13 protein-coding genes and 1 tRNA gene are annotated in these 19,367 nt (G+C 67.8%); 4 read left to right on the top strand and 10 right to left on the bottom strand.

Annotated features, from left to right (window positions below; all coding sequences use genetic code 11):
- Positions 1–192 precede the first annotated feature (192 nt).
- On the bottom strand, positions 193–657 hold the full coding sequence (locus WS91_RS01295) for a rhodanese-like domain-containing protein (RefSeq protein WP_059669602.1): 465 nt from the start codon (positions 655–657) through the stop codon (positions 193–195).
- Between the two features lie 409 nt (positions 658–1,066).
- On the opposite strand from WS91_RS01295, the gene glnA reads away from it, so the two are divergent.
- From glnA to ntrC, 3 genes are all read left to right on the top strand, one after another.
- Positions 1,067–2,482: a type I glutamate--ammonia ligase gene (gene glnA / locus WS91_RS01290; protein WP_038748777.1), complete on the top strand. Its 1,416-nt coding sequence runs from the start codon at positions 1,067–1,069 to the stop codon at positions 2,480–2,482.
- Positions 2,483–2,648: 166 nt separating this feature from the next.
- The gene (gene glnL / locus WS91_RS01285) at positions 2,649–3,791 is read left to right on the top strand and encodes a nitrogen regulation protein NR(II) (RefSeq protein WP_038748779.1); all 1,143 of its coding nucleotides are present in this window, start codon (positions 2,649–2,651) and stop codon (positions 3,789–3,791) included.
- Between the two features lie 37 nt (positions 3,792–3,828).
- A complete protein-coding gene (ntrC, locus tag WS91_RS01280; RefSeq protein ID WP_059577140.1) occupies positions 3,829–5,358 on the top strand; it encodes a nitrogen regulation protein NR(I) in 1,530 nt (509 codons plus the stop codon).
- A 255-nt stretch (positions 5,359–5,613) separates the two neighbouring features.
- Here ntrC and xth read toward each other — a convergent pair whose 3' ends face one another.
- From xth to WS91_RS01235, 9 genes are all read right to left on the bottom strand, one after another.
- Positions 5,614–6,390 carry an exodeoxyribonuclease III gene (gene xth / locus WS91_RS01275; RefSeq protein ID WP_059669601.1) on the bottom strand — a complete coding sequence of 259 codons (777 nt, stop codon included), beginning with the start codon at positions 6,388–6,390 and terminating at the stop codon, positions 5,614–5,616.
- A 188-nt stretch (positions 6,391–6,578) separates the two neighbouring features.
- Positions 6,579–7,277 carry a response regulator gene (locus WS91_RS01270; RefSeq protein ID WP_038748785.1) on the bottom strand — a complete coding sequence of 233 codons (699 nt, stop codon included), beginning with the start codon at positions 7,275–7,277 and terminating at the stop codon, positions 6,579–6,581.
- Between the two features lie 23 nt (positions 7,278–7,300).
- Complete coding sequence (locus WS91_RS01265) at positions 7,301–9,235, bottom strand: type IV pili methyl-accepting chemotaxis transducer N-terminal domain-containing protein (RefSeq protein ID WP_059669600.1); 1,935 nt, start codon at positions 9,233–9,235, stop codon at positions 7,301–7,303.
- Between the two features lie 141 nt (positions 9,236–9,376).
- On the bottom strand, positions 9,377–10,063 hold the full coding sequence (gene narI / locus WS91_RS01260; RefSeq protein ID WP_038748789.1) for a respiratory nitrate reductase subunit gamma: 687 nt from the start codon (positions 10,061–10,063) through the stop codon (positions 9,377–9,379).
- 36 nt (positions 10,064–10,099) lie between these two features.
- Positions 10,100–10,804: a nitrate reductase molybdenum cofactor assembly chaperone gene (gene narJ / locus WS91_RS01255; protein WP_038748791.1), complete on the bottom strand. Its 705-nt coding sequence runs from the start codon at positions 10,802–10,804 to the stop codon at positions 10,100–10,102.
- Positions 10,801–12,354, bottom strand: coding sequence for a nitrate reductase subunit beta (narH, locus tag WS91_RS01250; RefSeq protein ID WP_059669599.1), 1,554 nt, complete (start codon positions 12,352–12,354; stop codon positions 10,801–10,803). The genes narJ and narH overlap by 4 nt, the downstream gene beginning before the upstream one ends.
- Complete coding sequence (locus WS91_RS01245; RefSeq protein ID WP_059669605.1) at positions 12,351–16,076, bottom strand: nitrate reductase subunit alpha; 3,726 nt, start codon at positions 16,074–16,076, stop codon at positions 12,351–12,353. The genes narH and WS91_RS01245 overlap by 4 nt, the downstream gene beginning before the upstream one ends.
- A 242-nt stretch (positions 16,077–16,318) precedes the next feature.
- On the bottom strand, positions 16,319–17,704 hold the full coding sequence (locus WS91_RS01240; RefSeq protein ID WP_059669598.1) for a NarK family nitrate/nitrite MFS transporter: 1,386 nt from the start codon (positions 17,702–17,704) through the stop codon (positions 16,319–16,321).
- A gap of 41 nt (positions 17,705–17,745) precedes the next feature.
- Positions 17,746–19,026: an MFS transporter gene (locus tag WS91_RS01235; RefSeq protein WP_038748797.1), complete on the bottom strand. Its 1,281-nt coding sequence runs from the start codon at positions 19,024–19,026 to the stop codon at positions 17,746–17,748.
- Between the two features lie 203 nt (positions 19,027–19,229).
- On the opposite strand from WS91_RS01235, the gene WS91_RS01230 reads away from it, so the two are divergent.
- A tRNA-Met gene (locus WS91_RS01230) sits at positions 19,230–19,306 on the top strand.
- The last annotated feature ends 61 nt before the right edge of the window (positions 19,307–19,367 follow it).

Raw genomic sequence — 19,367 nt, 5'->3', positions numbered from 1 at the left:
CTCCGACCGACCCGACCGACCCGACCCGACCCGACCCGACCCGACCCGACGACCCGACCCGACCCGACCCGACCCGACCGACTGCCTCGCCCCACACCGGGCCGCCCGACGCCGGCGCCCCGGCGCCGCCGTGGCGCGTCACGTCATCGCCGTGTCATCGGCCGGCCCGACGATGGCGGGCGGCAGTGCGCGTTACGCGCCGATCCAGGGCAGGCCGCGATGGCACCAGCCTTCGACGGTCTTGCGGTGTCCTTGCGCGTCCTTTGCGCCTTCGAACCCTTCAAGCAGATCGAACGCCTTCGTGAAGCCGGCCTGCGCGGCGGCCACCGCGGCAAGCTTCGAGCGCGCGGCGCTGCGGCACAGGAACAGAATCGGCTGATCGGGCTGCGCGGCCATGCGCAGCTGATCGATGAATTCCGCGTTCGGCACGCCGCCCGGATAGCGGGTCCATTCGATGTGCGCGTACTGGCCGTCGCCGACGAGCGGGCGGCCGACCCAGTCGAGCTCCGCGCGGGTGCGCACGTCGACGAGGCGCGCGGTCGGATTGAGTTGCAGCAGTTCGAAGGCCTCGGCGGGCGAGAGCGCGCCCGCGTAGTTCAGGTTGCCTTGCGTGCGGCGCGTGTCGGCTTGCGCGTAAAGCTGTTCAAGCGTACTCATGGCGGGAGGTCTCCTGCGGATCAAAAAAGCATTCTAGCGCGCCGGGTGCGCGGCGACGGCCGGCGATTTCCGGCAGGCGATCGCTTCGATGTGCGGTTGTCACCGAAAAGGTGCAAAATGCTCGAGCAGCACCAAAATAGGGATTTTCGTGTGTGCGGAACCATGCATTGCACAACCGAGGTGCGCGCTGGGCGGCGTCCGGGCGCATCGAAGCCCCGAAAGGGCGCGCCCCGGCCCTGACGGGGCGAGCCCTCGCGCGTTTCGCGCCGATCTGGCGCATGCATGGCATGGAAGCTGCTACAAAGATCCCGTTCGAATCGGTTGTACGCGGCAAAGAACGCTGCGCTCAGCAGCTCGCTTAACGAGGCGGTCCCAGTCCGCCGGATTTGTTCAATCAGGAGAAGAGGTTATGAGTAAAACCGTCGCCGACGTCATGCAGCTCGTGAAGGACGAGGACGTCAAGTTTGTCGATTTCCGCTTCACGGACACGCGCGGCAAGGAGCAACACGTGTCGGTGCCGGTGTCGGCCTTCGGCGAGGACAAGTTCGAAAGCGGCCACGCGTTCGACGGCTCGTCGATCGCGGGCTGGAAGGGCATCGAGGCGTCGGACATGCTGCTCATGCCGGACCCGAACGCCGCCTTCATCGACCCGTTCTACGAAGAGTCGACCCTCGTTCTGACCTGCGACGTCGTCGAGCCCGCGGACGGCAAGGGCTACGAGCGCGATCCGCGCTCGCTCGCGAAGCGCGCCGAAGCGTACCTGAAGAGCACGGGCATCGGCGACACCGCGTACTTCGGTCCGGAGCCGGAATTCTTCATCTTCGACTCGGTGCAATGGAACACCGACATGTCGGGCTGCTTCGTGAAGATCAACTCGGAAGAAGCGCCGTGGTCGTCGGGCAAGGAATTCGAAGGCGGCAACACGGGCCACCGCCCGGGCGTGAAGGGCGGCTACTTCCCGGTCGCGCCGGTTGACCAGTTCCAGGACATGCGCTCGGAAATGTGCCTGCTGCTCGAGCAGATCGGCATTCCGGTGGAAGTGCACCACCACGAAGTGGCGGGCCAGGGCCAGAACGAAATCGGCACGAAGTTCTCGACGCTCGTCGAGCGCGCGGACTGGACGCAATGGGCGAAGTACATCATCCATAACGTCGCGCACTCGTACGGCAAGACGGCGACGTTCATGCCGAAGCCCGTCGTCGGCGACAACGGCTCGGGCATGCACGTTCACCAGTCGATCTGGAAGGACGGCCAGAACCTGTTCGCGGGCAACGGCTACGCGGGCCTGTCCGAAACGGCGCTCTTCTACATCGGCGGCATCATCAAGCACGCGCGCGCGCTGAACGCGATCACGAACCCGACGACGAACTCCTACAAGCGTCTCGTGCCGCACTTCGAAGCGCCCGTGAAGCTCGCGTACTCGGCGCGCAACCGCTCGGCGTCGATCCGCATTCCGCACGTGTCGAACCCGAAGGGCCGCCGCATCGAAACGCGCTTCCCGGACCCGATGGCGAACCCGTACCTGTGCTTCACCGCGCTGATGATGGCGGGTCTCGACGGCATCCAGAACAAGATCCATCCGGGCGAGGCCGCGGACAAGAACCTGTACGACCTGCCGCCGGAAGAGGATGCAAAGATCCCGACCGTGTGCGCGGGCCTCGACCAGGCGCTCGAAGCACTCGACAACGACCGCGAGTTCTTGACGCGCGGCGGCGTGTTCACGGACGCGATGATCGATGCGTACCTCGGCCTCAAGGAGCAGGAGCTCGCGAAGTTCCGCATGACGACGCACCCGATCGAGTTCGAGATGTACTACTCGCTGTAAGCGGCGATGGCGCTTCGTCTCGTCGGCGGACGAAGCGCCGCGGCGCCCACCGGCCTTCGCGCGGCAACTGCGCGCGAAGGCATCGGGCCTTGAAAGGGGACGGCGGGACGCCGTCCCCTTTTTGCTCCGCCCGCGACGGCGGTTTTTGACACGGCATCCACGCAAGATGGTTCTGAAGAATCTGATCAAGGCCAGGGCCGGCCACCCGGAGCGCTTGTCGGACGACGACCGGCTCGTGCGCTCGGGGCTCCTCACGGGGCTGGAAGCGTTGCCGACGGTCGTGCTCGTGCTCGACCGGCGCACGCTCACGATCGCGTTCGCCAATCCGTCGGCGGAGGCGATGCTCGACATCTCGCGCCGGCAGCTGTCGCAGATGCCGTGGGGCGAGATCTTCCCGAACGCGAGCGAGCTCGCGACGACGATCACCGCGATCGGCGAGGAGCGCTTTCATGCGACGCATCTCGACACCGTGCTCGACCGCCCGGGCCGCGAGCCGCTGCACGTGCACGCGATCGTCGGCTTTCTCGAGGGCGCGCAGGATTTCGTGCTCGTCGAGCTGTTCGAGAACGAGCGGCAGTCGCGCACCGACCGCGAGGAGCGCATCCACGACCTCACGGCCGTCAACAAGCAGCTGATCCGCAATCTCGCGCACGAGATCAAGAACCCGCTCGGCGGGATTCGAGGCGCCGCGCAGTTGCTCGAGTTCGAGCTCGGCGAGCGCGAGCGCGGCGAGCTGCGCGAATACACGCAGGTGATCATCAAGGAATCGGACCGGCTGCAGACGCTCGTCGACCGGCTGCTCGAGCCGCATCGCCATCCGCACATCGTCGGCGACGTGAACATCCACGAAGTGTGCGAACGGGTGCGCGCGGTGATGCTCGCGGAATTTCCGCGCGGCTTGACGATCGAGCGCGATTACGACGTGAGCGTGCCCGATCTGCGCGGCGACAAGGAGCAGCTGATCCAGGCGCTCCTGAACATCGTGCGCAACGCGGCGCAGGCGCTGCGCGAGCGGATCGCGCAGGGCGACGCGAAGATCGAGTTGCGCACGCGCATCGCGCGCAAGGTGACGATCGCCAAGCGCCTGTACAAGCTGGCACTGGACTTGCACGTGATCGACAACGGCCCCGGCATTCCGGACGACATCCGCGACCGGATCTTCTATCCGCTCGTGTCGGGCCGCGACGACGGCAGCGGGCTCGGGCTCACGCTCGCGCAGACGTTCATCCAGCAGCACGACGGGATGATCGAAGTGGACAGCCGGCCGGGCCGAACCGAATTTCAGATTCTGCTGCCGCTCGATCATTGAGCGGCGGCGCAGCGATTCTCCATACCTCTGACCGACTATGAAGCCGATCTGGATAGTAGACGACGACCAATCGATCCGCTGGGTGCTCGAGAAGGCGCTCGCACGCGAGAGCTTCGCGACGAGGAGCTTCGCGAACGTACGCGACGCGCTCGCCGCGCTCGACCAGGAAACGCCGCAGGTGCTCGTATCCGACATCCGGATGCCGGGCGGCTCGGGGCTCGAACTGCTGCAGGCGATGCACGACCGGCTGCCGGGGCTGCCCGTCATCATCATGACGGCGTTCTCGGATCTGGACAGCGCGGTCGCGGCGTTTCAGGGCGGCGCGTTCGAGTATCTCGCCAAGCCGTTCGACGTCGACAAGGCGGTCGAGCTGATCCGGCGCGCGGTCGAAGAGAGCCTGCGCGGCGGCGTGCCCGAGGACGACAAGCTCGCCGAAGCGCCCGAGATGCTCGGCCAGGCGCCCGCGATGCAGGACATGTTTCGCGCGATCGGGCGGCTGTCGCATTCGGCCGCGACCGTGCTGATCACGGGCGAATCGGGCACGGGCAAGGAGCTCGTCGCGCGCGCGCTGCATCGGCACAGCCCGCGCGCGAACGGCCCGTTCATCGCGCTGAACACGGCGGCGATCCCGAAGGATCTGCTCGAATCCGAGCTGTTCGGCCACGAGCGCGGCGCGTTCACGGGCGCGCAGACGACGCGCCAGGGCCGCTTCGAGCAGGCCGAGAACGGCACGCTGTTCCTCGACGAAATCGGCGACATGCCGTTCGACCTGCAAACGCGCCTGTTGCGCGTGCTGTCGGACGGGCAGTTCTATCGCGTCGGCGGCCACAGCCCGCTGCGCGCGAACGTGCGCGTGATCGCGGCGACCCACCAGAACCTCGAGGCGCGCGTGCGGCAGGGGCTCTTCCGGGAAGATCTGTATCACCGGCTCAACGTGATCCGGCTGAGGCTGCCGCCGCTGCGCGAACGCAGCGAGGACATCGCGCTCCTCACGCGGCATTTCCTGCAGAAGAGCGCGCGCGATCTCGGCGTCGAGCCGAAGCGCGTGTCGGACGAGGCGCTCGCGTACCTCACGTCGCTGCCGTTTCCGGGCAACGTCCGGCAGCTCGAGAACCTCGCGAACTGGCTGACGGTGATGGCGCCCGCGCAGACGGTCGAGATCAAGGATCTGCCGCCTGATCTCGTCGCGACGCAGACGGCGTCGGGCAGCGCCGCGCCGGTGGAGGCGGCGGCGAATGCGGACGCATCGGTCGCCGGCAACGGCGCGGCGGAGCCGCACGCGGCGAGCGCGGTGCTCGCCGCACCCGTCGTCGCGAGCGCGCACGCGGCCGTGGGCACGATAGCCGGGCATCCGCTGTGGGAGCACGGGCTGCGGACCGAGGTCGCGCGCCTGCTGCGCGAGAATTCGGCGGACGTGATGGACGCGCTCGCGCGCCGCTTCGAGGCCGCGGTGATTCGCGAGGCGCTCGACTTCACGCGCGGCCGCAAGGTCGAGGCGGCGGAGCGGCTCGGCATCGGCCGCAACACGATCACGCGCAAGATTCAGGAACTGCATCTCGAATCGTGATCCGGCGCGAGGCGATGCGGGCTGCGCGGATGGCGCCCGCATCGGTCGGCTGACGCAAACGGGGCGCTTCGAGCGCCCCGTTTGCATCGGGCGGCGTGGCGATGCGTTCGCAGATGCGCGCGGCGCGGCGCTTGCGTCGCGTTCGGCGCGACGTTCGGCATCGGCGTGGCGTCCGCCGCGGCGCGCCGCCGCCTCGCGTGCGGCGAACGCCGCGCGTCGCCGAGCGGCGGCGGCGGGGGGCCGCGCGCAGCGGGCTCAGCCGATCTGCGCGACGACGGGCGTGTGATCGGACGGCTGCTCCCACGTGCGCGGCACGCGATCGACCGTGCAGCTCGTGCAGGTGTCGGCGAGCGCGGGCGACAGCAGGATGTGATCGATCCGCAGCCCCGCGTTGCGGCGGAACGCGAGCATCCGGTAGTCCCACCACGTGAAAGTCTTCTCGGGCTGATCGAAGCGGCGGAACGCATCGGCGAAACCGAGCCCGATCAGTTGCGCGAAGTGCGCGCGCTCCTGCGGCGACACGAGGTTCTGGCCTTCCCATTTCGCGGGATCGTGCACGTCGCGATCCTCGGGCGCGATGTTGTAGTCGCCGAGCAGCGCGAGCTTCGGGTAGCGCTGCAACTCGTCCTTCAGCCACGCCTGCAGCGCGTCGAGCCATTGCATCTTGTAGACGAACTTGTCGGAGTCGAGCGCCTGGCCGTTCGGGAAATACGCGGACACGATCCGCACGCCGCCGACCGTCGCGGCGATGAGGCGCTGCTGTGCATCTTCGAAGCCGGGGATGTTGCGCACGACGTCCGTTTCGTCGAACGGCAGGCTCGCGCGCGCGAGGATCGCGACGCCGTTGTAGGTCTTCTGGCCCGCGAACCAGCTGCGGTAGCCGGCGGCTTCGAGCTCGTCGCTCGGGAATTTCTCGTCGGGGATCTTGAGCTCCTGCAGGCACAGCACGTCGGCGCCGCTCTGTGCGAGCCAGTCGAGCACGTGCTGCTTGCGCACGTTCAGGGAGTTGACGTTCCAGGTGGCGATTTTCATGGGAGGATCGGCAGGATGCGTGAGGCCGTCATCTTACCGCGAGCCATGGACATCCATGACAACGCCGGGGCGAGGCCGGACCGCCGGAGCGCGGAACGCTCGGCGCCGCAGCGGCCGCGGCCGCGGATATCACGAATCGCGCGATGCGCGCCGGCGTACGGTGGCGTGCCCCGATCGCCGCCGCCGCGTCACACCTCGGCCGGATGCTGCGCGGTCAATCCGCGCTCGACCGCATACACCGCGATCTGCACGCGGCTCGTCAGGTTCAGCTTCTTCAGGATGTTCTGCACGTGGATCTTCACCGTGCTCTCGGCGACGTCGAACTCGCGCGCGATCTCCTTGTTGCTCGTGCCGCGCGCGAGCGCGCGCACGATGTCGTGCTCGCGCGGCGTCAACTGGTCGGGATCGACCGACGCGTGCGCGGCGGCGGGCGCCGCGGCCGGCGCGGGCCGTGCGGCGGGCTGCGGCGCGCGCAGGCTCGCGATCCACTTCGCCGTCATACTCTCGGCGATCACCGGCTCGCCCGCGGCCGCCTTGCGGATGCCCGCGACGAGCGTCTCCGCGTCGATGTTCTTCACGAGAAAGCCGCATGCGCCGTCGCGCAGCGCGGTCGTCAGCTCTTCGGCGTCCTCCGACACCGTGAGGATCACGACGTGCGCGGACGGCACGTCCTGCACGAGCAGTTGCAGCGTTTCGAGCCCCGACAGCCCCGGCATGTTCAGATCGAGCAGGATCACGTCGGGCTGATGCCGCTTCGCGCGCTTCACGCCCTCCACGCCGTCGGACGCTTCGTCGACGACTTCGAAATCCGGCTGGCGTTGCAGCAGCAGCTTGACGCCGCTGCGAAAGAGCGTGTGGTCGTCGATCAACAGTACGCGTATGGTCATGATGCTGGTCCTCGTTCTTGTTCCTATGCCGCCTGTCGCGCGTCGGCGGGCAGCACCAGCTCGACGCGCGCGCCGCGTTGCGGCGCGCCTGTCAACGTGAGCGTCGCGCGCAGGCGGGCGGCGCGCTCGCGCATGATCGTGAGTCCGACGTGCGTGTCCGCGCGCGCGGCGAGCGCGGCCGGATCGTAGCCGCAGCCGTCGTCGGCGACGGACAGCCGGAACGCGGCGCCGTTGTCGACTTCGACGGCGACGTGCCGTGCGTGCGCGTGCTTGCGCACGTTCGACAACGCTTCCTGCAGGATGAACAGCACCTGCAACTGCTCGTCGGGCGGCAGCGGCGCGCCGCTTGTCTCGCGATAGTCGAGCGCGCACGCGATGCGCGTCTGCTTCTCGAAGCGCGCGATCGTTTCCTCGATCGCCGCCTTCAGCTCGCCTTGCGCGAGGCGCGTGCGGAAGTTCAGCAGCAGCTCGCGCACGTCCGCGTAGCTTTGCTCGACGCCATGCTTGAGCATCGGCACGATGTCGCGCGCATCGGCGAGATTGTCGTGCGCGATCGCGTCGCCGAGCATCTGCGTCTGCAGGTTCACGAAATTCAGGCTCTGCGCGATGCTGTCGTGCAGCCCCTGCGCGACGAGATTGCGCTCTTCGGCGACCGCGAGCTGCCGGGCGCTCGCCGACAGCCGCACGTGATCGAGCGCGATCCCGAGATGGCGGCCTAGCGTCTCGAGCACGCGCCGCTCGTCGGCGGGCAGCCGCGACGCATCGCGATAATGCAGCGAGAACGAGCCGAGCACCGCGTCCTGCGTCATCACCCTGAACACCGCGACGGCCGCGAAGCCTTCGCGCGAGCACGGCGTCGGCGAGTGCGCGGCGCCGCCGCGCAGGTCGTGCAGCACGGCCGTCTCGGCGCGCGTCGCGGTGCCGCAGAAGCAGTCGTCGACGGGCATGCAGCGCTCGAGATCGGTGAGCTCGGCCGACAGCCCCTCGGCGATCACGAGGTGCAGCTTCTCGCCCGTCGGATCGGTGACGCGGATGCTGCCCGCGTCGGCGTCGAATTGCGCGATCGTGCGCGACAGGAAGCCCGCGCACATCTCGTCGACGGCCTGCGGGCGGTTCAGGAACGCGGTGATCTCGTAGAGCGCGCTCAACTCGCGGTTCTGCGCGGCGAGCTGCGCGGTTTTCTGCTGCACGCGTTCCTCGAGCCCCGCGTAGACCTCCTGCAGCTCGCTCGCCATCCGGTTGAAGCCGCGCGCGAGATCGCCGAACTCGTCGCGCGTCTGCACGGGCAGCCGCACCGCGAATTCGCGCGCGGCCATCCGCTTCAGGCCGTCGCGCAGCTGCATCACGGGCAGGATGATCCACAGGAACAGCAGATAGATGACGGCGACCGTGCCCGAGCAGGCGAGCAGGCCGAGCACGATCTGCGACAGGCGCAGCCACGTCGTCTTGCGCGCGTTGTCCGATTCGATCTCGCGCACGAGCAGATCGGCTTCGTCGACGAAGCCCGGCAGTGCGACGAGATAGGCGGCGGCCGCGTCAGGCTGAGGCGCGCCCGGCAGCGCCGCGGCGGCGAGCGGGCGCAGCGTGCCGCTCCAGCGGTCGGTGACGATGTCGAGCTGATGCTGGATGACGGACGTGTTCGGCAGGAAGAGGGGGCGCGACGGATCGCCGCGGCGCAGCCGCGCGAGCGTGCCGTCGATCGTGTCGACCTCGGCCGCGAGCTGGCGGCGCGGCTCGACGCCCGCGCCCGTCATCTCGACGTACGTGCGCGTCGCGCGCATCCGCAGGCTGCCGGCGTCGTTGATCGCCGCGCCCGCGCCTTCGAGCTGCCACGACAGCCACAGCGTGCCGCCCACCATCGCGAGGACGAGCGCCCACGCGATCGCCGAGAGCGCGACGATCCGCGTCGACAGGCGGTGCCGCCACGGGGAGGGGGAGTCGGGGAGGGCGGGGGTCATAGCACGTCATGATTTTTTTGAACATGACAATTGTCCTGCCGAATGTTGCGCTCCCGATGCGACATTCCGGCGCGTGAGGCATCGCGGCGCACCCGCCCGGCGCGCCGCGATGCGTTTGCTCCGACCCCGCTCGAACCGCGCCTAGCGGCGTGTGCGCACGAGCTGCCACGCGCGGCCGACGTACGTGACCGACGCGAAGCCGCTCCACACATGAACGAGCCGCGTGAACGGGAAGATCGCGAAAAGCGAGATGCCCATGAACAGGTGCGCCTTGAAGAGCAACGGCGCGTCGGCGACGTAGCTCGCCGCGTCGCCGCGGAACGTGACGATGTGCTGCGCCCAGGTCATCAGTTGCACCATCAGATGGCCGTCGGTGTGGCTCGCCGATTCGAAGATCGTCGACAGGCCGAGCACCAGCGTGACGAGGAGCCACGCGAGCAGCACCTTGTCGCCGCGGCGCGTGACGGCCGCGATGCGGGCGTTCGTCAGGCGCCGGTGCAGCAGGATCGCGAGGCCCGCGAGCGCGAGCGAGCCCATCACGCCGCCCGCCGTCATCGCGACGAGCTGCTTGAAGTGATGCGTGACGCCGAGCGCGTCCCACACCGCCACGGGCGTGAGCAGCCCGACGAGGTGCCCGAAGAAGAGCCCGAGCACGCCGACGTGAAAGAGGATGTTGCCCGTGCGCAGCGCGCCGCGATGCAAGAGCTGCGAGCTGTCGGACTTCCACGTGTACTGCTCGCGCTCGAAGCGCGCGAGGCTGCCGAACAGGAAGATGGCGGCGGCGATGTACGGATAGATGCCGTAGACGAACGTATTCAGATAATCCATGACGTGACCTCGAAACGGGTTCGCGACGCCCCCGCGTCACGCGCGGGGAGCGGGCGTCGCCGCGCGGCGCGGCGGATGAAAGCGGATCGGCTGCGCGTTCGACGCGTTCGCCGCGGGCGCGAGGAGCGGCTCGACGCCGTCGTGGCCGGGGCCGAAGCGCTCGAGCGCTTCGTCCATCGTGCGCGGCGGCGGCTCGGCGACGGGCCGCGGCTCGACGGGCGAGCGCGCGCGCAGCGCCGCGAACGCGGCCGCATACGGGCTCTGCGCGCGCGCGAGGCGCTCGCCGAGCGCGGCGAGCACGTCGATCGCGTCGCCGAGAAGCCGCGCCGCGTGATCGGCGTCGCCGTCGTCCTCGATCGCGCCGAGGAACTCGACGAAGAGCGGCACGTAGTCGGGCAGCTCGCTGCCGACGGGCTCGAAGCCGCGGCGGCGGTATTCGTCGAGCAGATCGACCATCGCCTGGCCGCGGTCGCGGCTCTCGCCGTGCACGTGCTCGAACAGATGCAGCGAGTGCGACGGCGTGCGGTCGAACGTCGCGACGTAACGCTCCTGCAGCTCGATGAGCGGCGCGGCGCGCAGCGATTCGACGAGCGGCGCGAGCGTCGCGCGCGCGTCGGGGAACGCGTCGAGCGCGCGCTCGACGTCGGGCAGCGCGTCGAGCAGCTCCTGCTCGGGATAGGTCAGGAGGGCGGACAGAATCGGATAGATCGACATGACGTTTTCCTCGTGCGATGCGCTCATGCGGCGCTCGCTTTCTTGCGCGTGACGCTCGGCAGCGCCGCGTACGACACCGCCGTTTCCTTCTTGCGGCCGAACAGCGTGCCGTCCGACGTGCCGCCGGAGCAGCCGTTGCCGAACGAGAAGCCGCAACTGCCTTTCTCGTCGAAGCTGTCCTCGGCCATTTCCTTGTGCGACGACGGAATCACGAAGCGGTCCTCGTAGTTCGCGATCGCCATCAGCTGATACATGTCCTCGACCTGCTCGGCGGTGAGCCCGACCTGTTCGAGCACCTGCGCGTCGTGCTCGCCGTGCACGGTCTGCGCGCGCTTGTACGCGCGCATCGCGAGCATCCGGTCGAGCGCGGCGGCGATCGGCGCTTCGTCGCCGGCCGTCAAGAGGTTCGCGAGATAGCGCAGCGGAATCCGCAGGCTGCGCACGTCGGGAATCACGCCGTTCATCCCCATGTGCCCCGACTGCGCGGCGCCCTGGATCGGCGAGAGCGGCGGCACATACCAGACCATCGGCAGCGTCCGGTATTCCGGATGCAGCGGGAACGCGACCTTCCATTCGCACGCCATCCGGTACACGGGCGAGCGTTTCGCCGCGTCGATCCAGCTTTGCGGGACGCCGTCGGCGAGCGCCTGGCGCTCGATCGCCGGATCGTGCGGATCGACGAACACCGCGAGCTGCTCTTCGTAGAGCTGTTGCGGATCGGCGACGGATGCGGCCTGCTCGATGCGGTCCGCGTCATAGAGCATCACGCCGAGATAGCGGATGCGGCCGACACAGGTTTCCGAGCACACGGTCGGCTGGCCGGCCTCGATGCGCGGGAAGCAGAACACGCACTTCTCGGCCTTGCCCGTCTGCCAGTTGAAGTAGATCTTCTTGTACGGGCACCCGGAGATGCACATGCGCCAGCCGCGGCACTTGTCCTGGTCGACGAGCACGATGCCGTCGTCCTCGCGCTTGTAGACGGAGCCGGACGGGCACGACGCGACGCAGGCCGGGTTCAGGCAATGCTCGCAAAGGCGCGGCAGGTACATCATGAAGGTGCTCTCGAACGTCGAGTACATCTCCTTCTGCACGGCCTCGAACAGCTTGTCGCGGCTGCGCGACTTGAACTCGCCGCCGAGATCGTCTTCCCAGTTCGGCCCCCATTCGATCTTCTCCATCTTCTGGCCGGTGATCGCGGAGACCGGGCGTGCGGTCGGCGGCGTCTGCGAGAGCGGCGCGTTCTGCAGATGCGCGTAGTCGTACGTGAACGGCTCGTAGTAATCGTCGATCGCGGGCAGGTTCGGATTCGCGAAGATGTGCGCGAGGATCTTCAGCTTGCCGCCCTGGCGCGGCTCGAGCTTGCCGGCGTCGTTGCGCTTCCAGCCGCCTTGCCACTTGTCCTGGTTCTCCCACTCGCGCGGGTAGCCGACGCCCGGCTTCGTCTCGACGTTGTTGAACCACGCATACTCGACGCCGTCGCGCGAGGTCCACACGTTCTTGCAGGTGACGGAGCAGGTGTGGCAACCGATGCATTTGTCGAGATTGAGCACCATCGCCACTTGTGCGCGGATCTTCATTGTTCTGCTCCTTCGTTAAGCGGCTCTTCGAGCCAGTCCACCCGGTTCATCTTGCGCACGATCACGTATTCGTCGCGGTTGCTGCCGACGGTGCCGTAGTAGTTGAAGCCGTACGCGAGCTGCGCGTAGCCGCCGATCATGTGCGTCGGCTTCGTCACGGTGCGCGTGACCGAGTTGTGAATGCCGCCGCGCTTGCCGCTCGTCTCCGCGCCGGGCACGTTCACGATCTTTTCCTGCGCGTGATACATGAGGCACATGCCGGCCGGCACGCGCTGCGACACGACCGCGCGCGCGGTCAGCGTGCCGTTCACGTTGAACACCTCGACCCAGTCGTTGTCGCGGATGCCGGCCTGCTGCGCCTCGGCCTCCGAGATCCACACGTGCGGGCCGCCGCGCGAGAGCGTCAGCATCCGCAGGTTGTCCGAGTAGGTCGAGTGGATGCCCCATTTCTGGTGCGGCGTGATCCAGTTCAGCACGAGCTCGGGCTGGCCGTTCGACATCCGCTTGTGCAGCGGCGCGACGGTCTTCGTGTCGATCGCCGGCCGGTACGCGCACGAGCCTTCGCCGAAGTCGAGCATCCAGCGGTGATCCTGATAGAACTGCTGGCGGCCCGTGAGCGTGCGCCACGGAATCAGCTCGTGAACGTTCGTGTAGCCGGCGTTGTAGCTCACTTCCTCCGATTCGAGGCCCGACCACGTCGGCGCGGAGATGATCTTGCGCGGCTGCGCCTGCACGTCGCGAAAGCGGATCTTGTCGTGCTCGCGGCCGATCGCGAGGTGCGTGTGATCGCGGCCCGTGATCTTCGAGAGCGCGTCCCATGCCTTCACCGCGACGTGGCCGTTCGTCTCCGGCGCGAACGTGAGGATCATCTCGGCCGCGTCGATCGCGGTGTCGAGGCGAGGGCGGCCGCGGCTCACGCCGGGCTCGGCGACCGTGTCCGACAGCGCGCCGATCTCCTTCACCTCATGCTCGGTGTTCCACGTGATGCCCTTGCCGCCGTTGCCGAGCTTGTCGAGGAGCGGCCCGATCGACGTGAACTTCTTGTGGATGTCGCCGTAGTTGCGCTCGACGACGGTCATCGACGGCGCGGTCTTGCCGGGGATCAGGTCGCATTCGCCGCGGCGCCAGTCCTTCGGCTCGAACGGCTGGCCGAGCTCGCCGGGCGTGTCGTGCATGAGCGGCGTGCAAACGAGGTCGCGCCGCGTGCCGAGGTACGGCCCCGCGATCTCGCTGAACTTCTTCGCGATCGCCTTGTAGATCTCCCAGTCGGTCTTGCTTTCCCACAGCGGCTGCACGGCTTCGGACAGCGGATGGATGAACGGGTGCATGTCCGACGTGTTGAGGTCGTCCTTCTCGTACCAGGTCGCGGTCGGCAGCACGATGTCGCCGTACAGGCACGTGGTGCTCATCCGGAAGTCGAGCACCGTGAGCAGGTCGAGCTTGCCTTCGGCGGCGTCGCGCACGTGCACCTCGGACGGCTTGAGCGCATCCGCCTCGTCGCTGAAGAGCGCGTTCTGCGTGCCGAGCAGGTATTTGAGGAAATACTCGTGGCCCTTGCCCGAGCTGCCCAGAATGTTCGAGCGCCACACGAACATGTTGCGCGGGAAGTTCGCGGGGTTGTCGGGATCGTCGCACGCGAACGCGAGCTTGCCGCTCTTGAGCATCTCGATTGCGTACGCGACGGGCTCCTTGCCCGCGCGCTCGGCTTCGTCGACGACGTCGAGCGGATTCTTGCCGAGCTGCGGCGCGGACGGCAGCCAGCCCATCCGCTCGGACTTCGCGTTCAGGTCGAGCAGCGTCATGCCTTCGTACTTCGAACGATCGGCGGTCGGCCCGAGGATCTCGTCCACCGCGAGCTTTTCGTGGCGCCACTGGCTCGTGTGGTTGTAGAAGAACGACGTGCCGTTCATCTGGCGCGGCGGGCGCGACCAGTCGAGCGCGAACGCGAGCGGCGCCCAGCCGAACTGCGGACGCAGCTTCTCCTGGCCGACATAGTGCGCCCAGCCGCCGCCGCTCTGGCCGATGCAGCCGCACATCATCAGCAGGTTGATGATGCCGCGGTAGATCATGTCGTTGTGATACCAGTGGTTGAGCGCCGCGCCGACGATCACCATGCTCTTGCCGCGCGTGCGGTCCGCGTTGTCGGCGAACTCGCGCGCGACCTGGATCACGAGGTGGCGCGCGACGCCCGTGTGCTTTTCCTGCCACGCGGGGGTGTAGGGCACGTCGTCGTCGAAGCTCGCCGCGACGTTCGGGCCGCCGAGGCCCTGGTCGACGCCGTAGTTCGCCATCTGCAGGTCGTACACGGTCGCGACGAGCGCGCTCGTGCCGTCGGCGAGCGCGACGCGCTTCGCGGCCACGCGGCGCGCGAGCAGCGATTCGTGCTCGCCGCCGAAGTACGGGAAGCCGACGTCGACGATTTCGTCGTGCGCATCGACGAGCGAAAGCTTCGGATCGATCGCGCGGCCGCTGCCGCCGTCCTTCATTTCGAGATTCCAGTGGCCGACCTTCTCGCCGCCGTTGTGCGCGGCCTCGCCCCAGCGAAAGCCGATCGAGCCGTTCGGCGCGACGATGTCGCCCGTCGAGGCGTCGATCGCGAGCGTCTTCCATTCCGGATGGTTCGCTTCGTTCAGCGAATCGGCGAGGTGCGACGCGCGCAGGAAGTGGTCGGGCACGAGCACGCCGTCGCGCTCGCGCAGCAGCACGAGCATCGGCATGTCGGTGTATTGCTTCACGTAGTCGCGGAAGTACGCGGATTTGTTCGCCGCGTGGAATTCCTTCAGCACGACGTGGCCCATCGCCATCGCGAGCGCGGCGTCGGTGCCTTGCTTCGGCGCGAGCCAGATGTCGCCGAACTTGACCATCTCGCCGTAGTCGGACGAGATCGCGACCGTCTTCGTCCCCTTGTAGCGGACCTCGGTGTAGAAGTGCGCGTCGGGCGTGCGCGTCTGCGGCACGTTCGAGCCCCAGACGAGCAGGTAGCTCGAGTTGTACCAGTCGGCCGATTCGGGCACGTCGGTCTGCTCGCCCCACACCTGCGGGCTCGCGGGCGGCAGGTCGCAGTACCAGTCGTAGAACGACAGGCATGCGCCGCCGATCAGGCTCAGGTAGCGCGCGCCCGCCGCGTACGACACCATCGACATCGCCGGAATCGGCGAGAAGCCGACCACGCGGTCCGGGCCGTAGCGCTTGATCGTGTACGCGTTCGCGGCGGCGATGAGCTCGGTCGCGGTGTTCCAGTCGGCGCGCACGAAGCCGCCCAGTCCGCGCACGCTCTTGTAGCGGCGCGCCTTCTCCGGATTCTGGCTGATCGATTCCCACGCGGCGATCGGGTCCATCGTCTTGCGCGCCTCGCGCCACATTTCCATCAGGCGGCCGCGGATCATCGGGTACTTGACGCGCTGCGCGGAGTAGACGTACCAGCTGTAGGACGCGCCGCGCGGGCAGCCGCGCGGCTCGTGGTTCGGCAGATCGGCTCGGGTGCGCGGATAGTCGGTCTGCTGGGTTTCCCACGTGATGAGGCCGTTCTTCACGTAGACCTTCCACGAGCAGGAGCCGGTGCAGTTCACGCCGTGCGTCGAGCGGACGATCTTGTCGTGCTGCCAGCGGCTGCGGTAGCCGTTTTCCCAGCGCCGGTCCTCGTCGACGACGGCGCCGTGGCCGTCGGAGAACGTGGATTTCACGCGCGACATGAACTTCAGCCGATCCAGAAAGTGACTCATCGTGTGTTTCTCCAAGGGCATCCGCGGTCGCCCTCGGGTGCTGCGAATGCTTGTGTCAGGGGACACTCCGAGATTACGGCGCGTGCGCTCGCGCGCCCATTCGCCGATGGAGCGGGACAGGGGAGGGAGAAGAACTAGTTCGAAAGAACTAGAGGGCGCGGCGCGCCCTGGCGGAATGCATGTCCGGTGCGGCGGCGTGTCGCAGCGCGCCGCGTCCGGAAAGGGGCTGCGTCAGCGCGCGTTCAGCACGGCATCGACGCGTTGCGGCGCGCATAGAACCACCAGGTGATCGCGACGCACGACACGTAGAACGCGATGAAGCACGCGAGCGCCGGCACGGCCGAGCCCGTGATGTCGAGCGACGTGCCGAAGCTCTTCGGAATGAAGAAGCCGCCGTACGCGCCGATCGCGCCCGAAAAGCCGAGCACCGCGGCCGATTCCTTGCCGGCGTCGAGCACCGCCTGCTTCTGCGCGGCTTCGTCCTGGCCCTGCGCCGCACGCTGCCGCTCGGTGAGGAAGATCACGGGAATCATCCGGAACGTCGAGCCGTTGCCGACGCCCGTCAGCGCGAACAGCACGATGAACATCGCGAGGAAGCCCGCGAAATTGCCCGCGTCGCTGCCCGACGGCAGGAACGCGATCACGCCCGCGACCGCCGCGATCATCGCGGCGAAGGTCCAGAACGTCACGCGCGCGCCGCCGATCCGGTCGGACACCCAGCCGCCGACGGGCCGCATCAGCGCGCCCGCGAGCGGGCCGATGAACGCGTACGCGGTCGGATTCACGCTCGGGAAGAGCGCCTTCGTGAGGAGCGCGAAGCCCGCGGAGAAACCGATGAACGAGCCGAAGGTGCCGACGTACAGCCAGCACATCAGCCAGTTGTGCAGCCGGCGGAAGATCACTGCCTGCTCGGCGAACGACGCCTTCGCGTCGGCGATGTCGTTCATCCCGAACCACGCGGCGAGCGTCGCGACGACGATGAACGGCACCCACACGAAGCCCGCGTTCTGCAGCCACAGGCTCGTCGTCGTGCCGTGCGCGGAGACGGTCTGCGGATCGCCCGCGAGTGCGCCGAAGAGGCCGGCCGAGATCACGAGCGGCGTGACGAACTGCACGACGGACACCCCCAAATTGCCGATCCCCGCATTGAGCCCGGTGGCGAGCCCTTTCTTCGCCTTCGGGAAGAAGAAGCTGATGTTCGCCATCGACGAGCTGAAGTTCGCGCCGCCGAAGCCGCAGAGGAGCGAGAGGATGAGGAGCGTCGGATAGCCCGTGCCCGGATCGCGCAGCGCGAACCCCATCCCGAGCGCGGGGATCAGGAGCGTCGCGGTCGAGATCGCGGTGAAGCGGCGGCCGCCGAAGATCGGCACGAGGAACGAATAGAAGATGCGCAGCGTCGCGCCCGAGAGCGCGGGCAGCGCGGTGAGCCAGAACAGTTGGTTCTTGCTGAAGTGAAAGCCGGCGCGATCGAGATTGACGACGACGACGCTCCAGAGCGACCAGACGACGAACGCGAGCATCAGCGCGGGAATCGAGATCGCGAGATTGCGCCACGCGACGGGGCGCCCCTTGGCTTGCCAGAAGGCCGGGTTTTCGGGGTCCCAGCGCACGAGTAGAGAAGTGGACATGATCGAATCCGTTGAGTGAACGAAGATGACGAAGGAACTGCTCACGCGGAGCGGGCGGCGAGCACGCGCTGGTCGTGCGCCGCGCGCTCGGCGCGGAAGCTGAAGTACATCCAGACGAGGCTCACGCTGACGGCGCCGTAGAGCAGCATGAAGCAGGTCGAGCGCACGCCCGTCAGATCGACGAGCGCGCCGAACAGGATCGGCAGCGCGAAGCCGGCGAGGCCGCCCGCGAGACCGACGATGCCCGACACCGCGCCGATGTCGTCCGAGAACTCGTCGGCGATGAACTTGAAGACCGACGCCTTGCCGACCGCCATCGCGATGCCGACCGCGAACAGCAGCACGGTGAACATGACGGGCGTGAGCGACAGATGGAAGCCGAGCGGGCCGTGCGCGGCGCGGATCGTGAAGTCGGTCGGCGGATAGCTGAGCAGGAAGAACATCACCCAGCACACCCACATCACCCACCAGGTGGTGCGATACGCGCCGTAGCGGTCGGACAGCCAGCCGCCGATCGCGCGCAGCACGCCGCCCGGCAGCGAGAAGCACGCGGCGAGGAACGCGGCCGACTGGATGCCGAAGCCGTATTCGCCGACGTAGTACTGCGTGAGCCACAGCGACAGCCCCACATAGCCGCCGAACACGACCGAGTAGTACTGCGAGTAGCGCCACACGCGCGGGTCCTTCAGCACGCGCAGTTGCGCGCGCAGCGACGTCGCGTTTGTCGAGCGGTGCGCGGGATCGGTCGCGGAGAACACCCAGAAGATGAGCGCCATCGCGAGCATCGCGATCGAATAGACGCGCGGCACGATGGTCCACGTGCCGGCCGCGGCGATGAGCGCGGGCGCGACGAACTTGTTGACGGCCGCGCCCGAGTTGCCGGCGCCGAACACGCCCATCGCGAGGCCCTGGCGCGCCTTCGGGAACCAGCGCGCGACGTACGGCGTGCCGACCGAGAACGAGCCGCCCGCGAGCCCGACGAAGAGGCCGAGCACGAGGAACTGCCAGAGCTCGGTCGCGTACGCGATCAGCCAGATCGGCGCGACGGTGACGAGCATCAGGATGAAGAACACGATGCGCCCGCCGTAGCGGTCGGTCCAGATGCCGAGCGGCACGCGGATCAGCGAGCCGGTGAGCACGGGCATCGCGGCGATGAGGCCGAATTCGGTGTCGTTCAGGCCGAGCGTTTTCTTGAGCGGAATGCCGAGGATCGCGAACATCATCCAGACGGCGAAGCACAGCGTGAACGCAATCGTGCTCGACGCGAGCACGGGCATCGCGCGCTTGTCGAGCGATGCGGGAGGAGCGGAGATTGAAGCCATGACGATTCTCTCGGGACGAGGAGGAGCGTCTCAAGAGTAGGGACGGGCGGCGCGCTTGCCTATTCGCCGGGAGAACGGGCGCGTGCGTGCCGATGGGTCGACCGGACTAGTTCGATCGGCGGGTGCGCGGCGGCGTGTGTGACGATTGTTTGAAATAAAGTTTGACGTACCTGCTTAAAACCCATATACTTTTATTTCTTTGACGCGGGGTGGAGCAGTCTGGCAGCTCGTCGGGCTCATAACCCGAAGGTCGTAGGTTCAAATCCTACCCCCGCAACCAAATTCGGCGATGTCCCACGCGCAAGTGACCGATGCGCGAATCGCCAAGACAAAAACCCGGC

The sequence above is a fragment of the Burkholderia sp. MSMB1498 genome, from assembly GCF_001526245.1.
Taxonomy (GTDB): Bacteria; Pseudomonadota; Gammaproteobacteria; order Burkholderiales; family Burkholderiaceae; genus Burkholderia; species Burkholderia savannae.
Note: the sequence above shows the minus strand (reverse complement) of the source record. Positions and strands in the feature narration are given on the sequence as shown.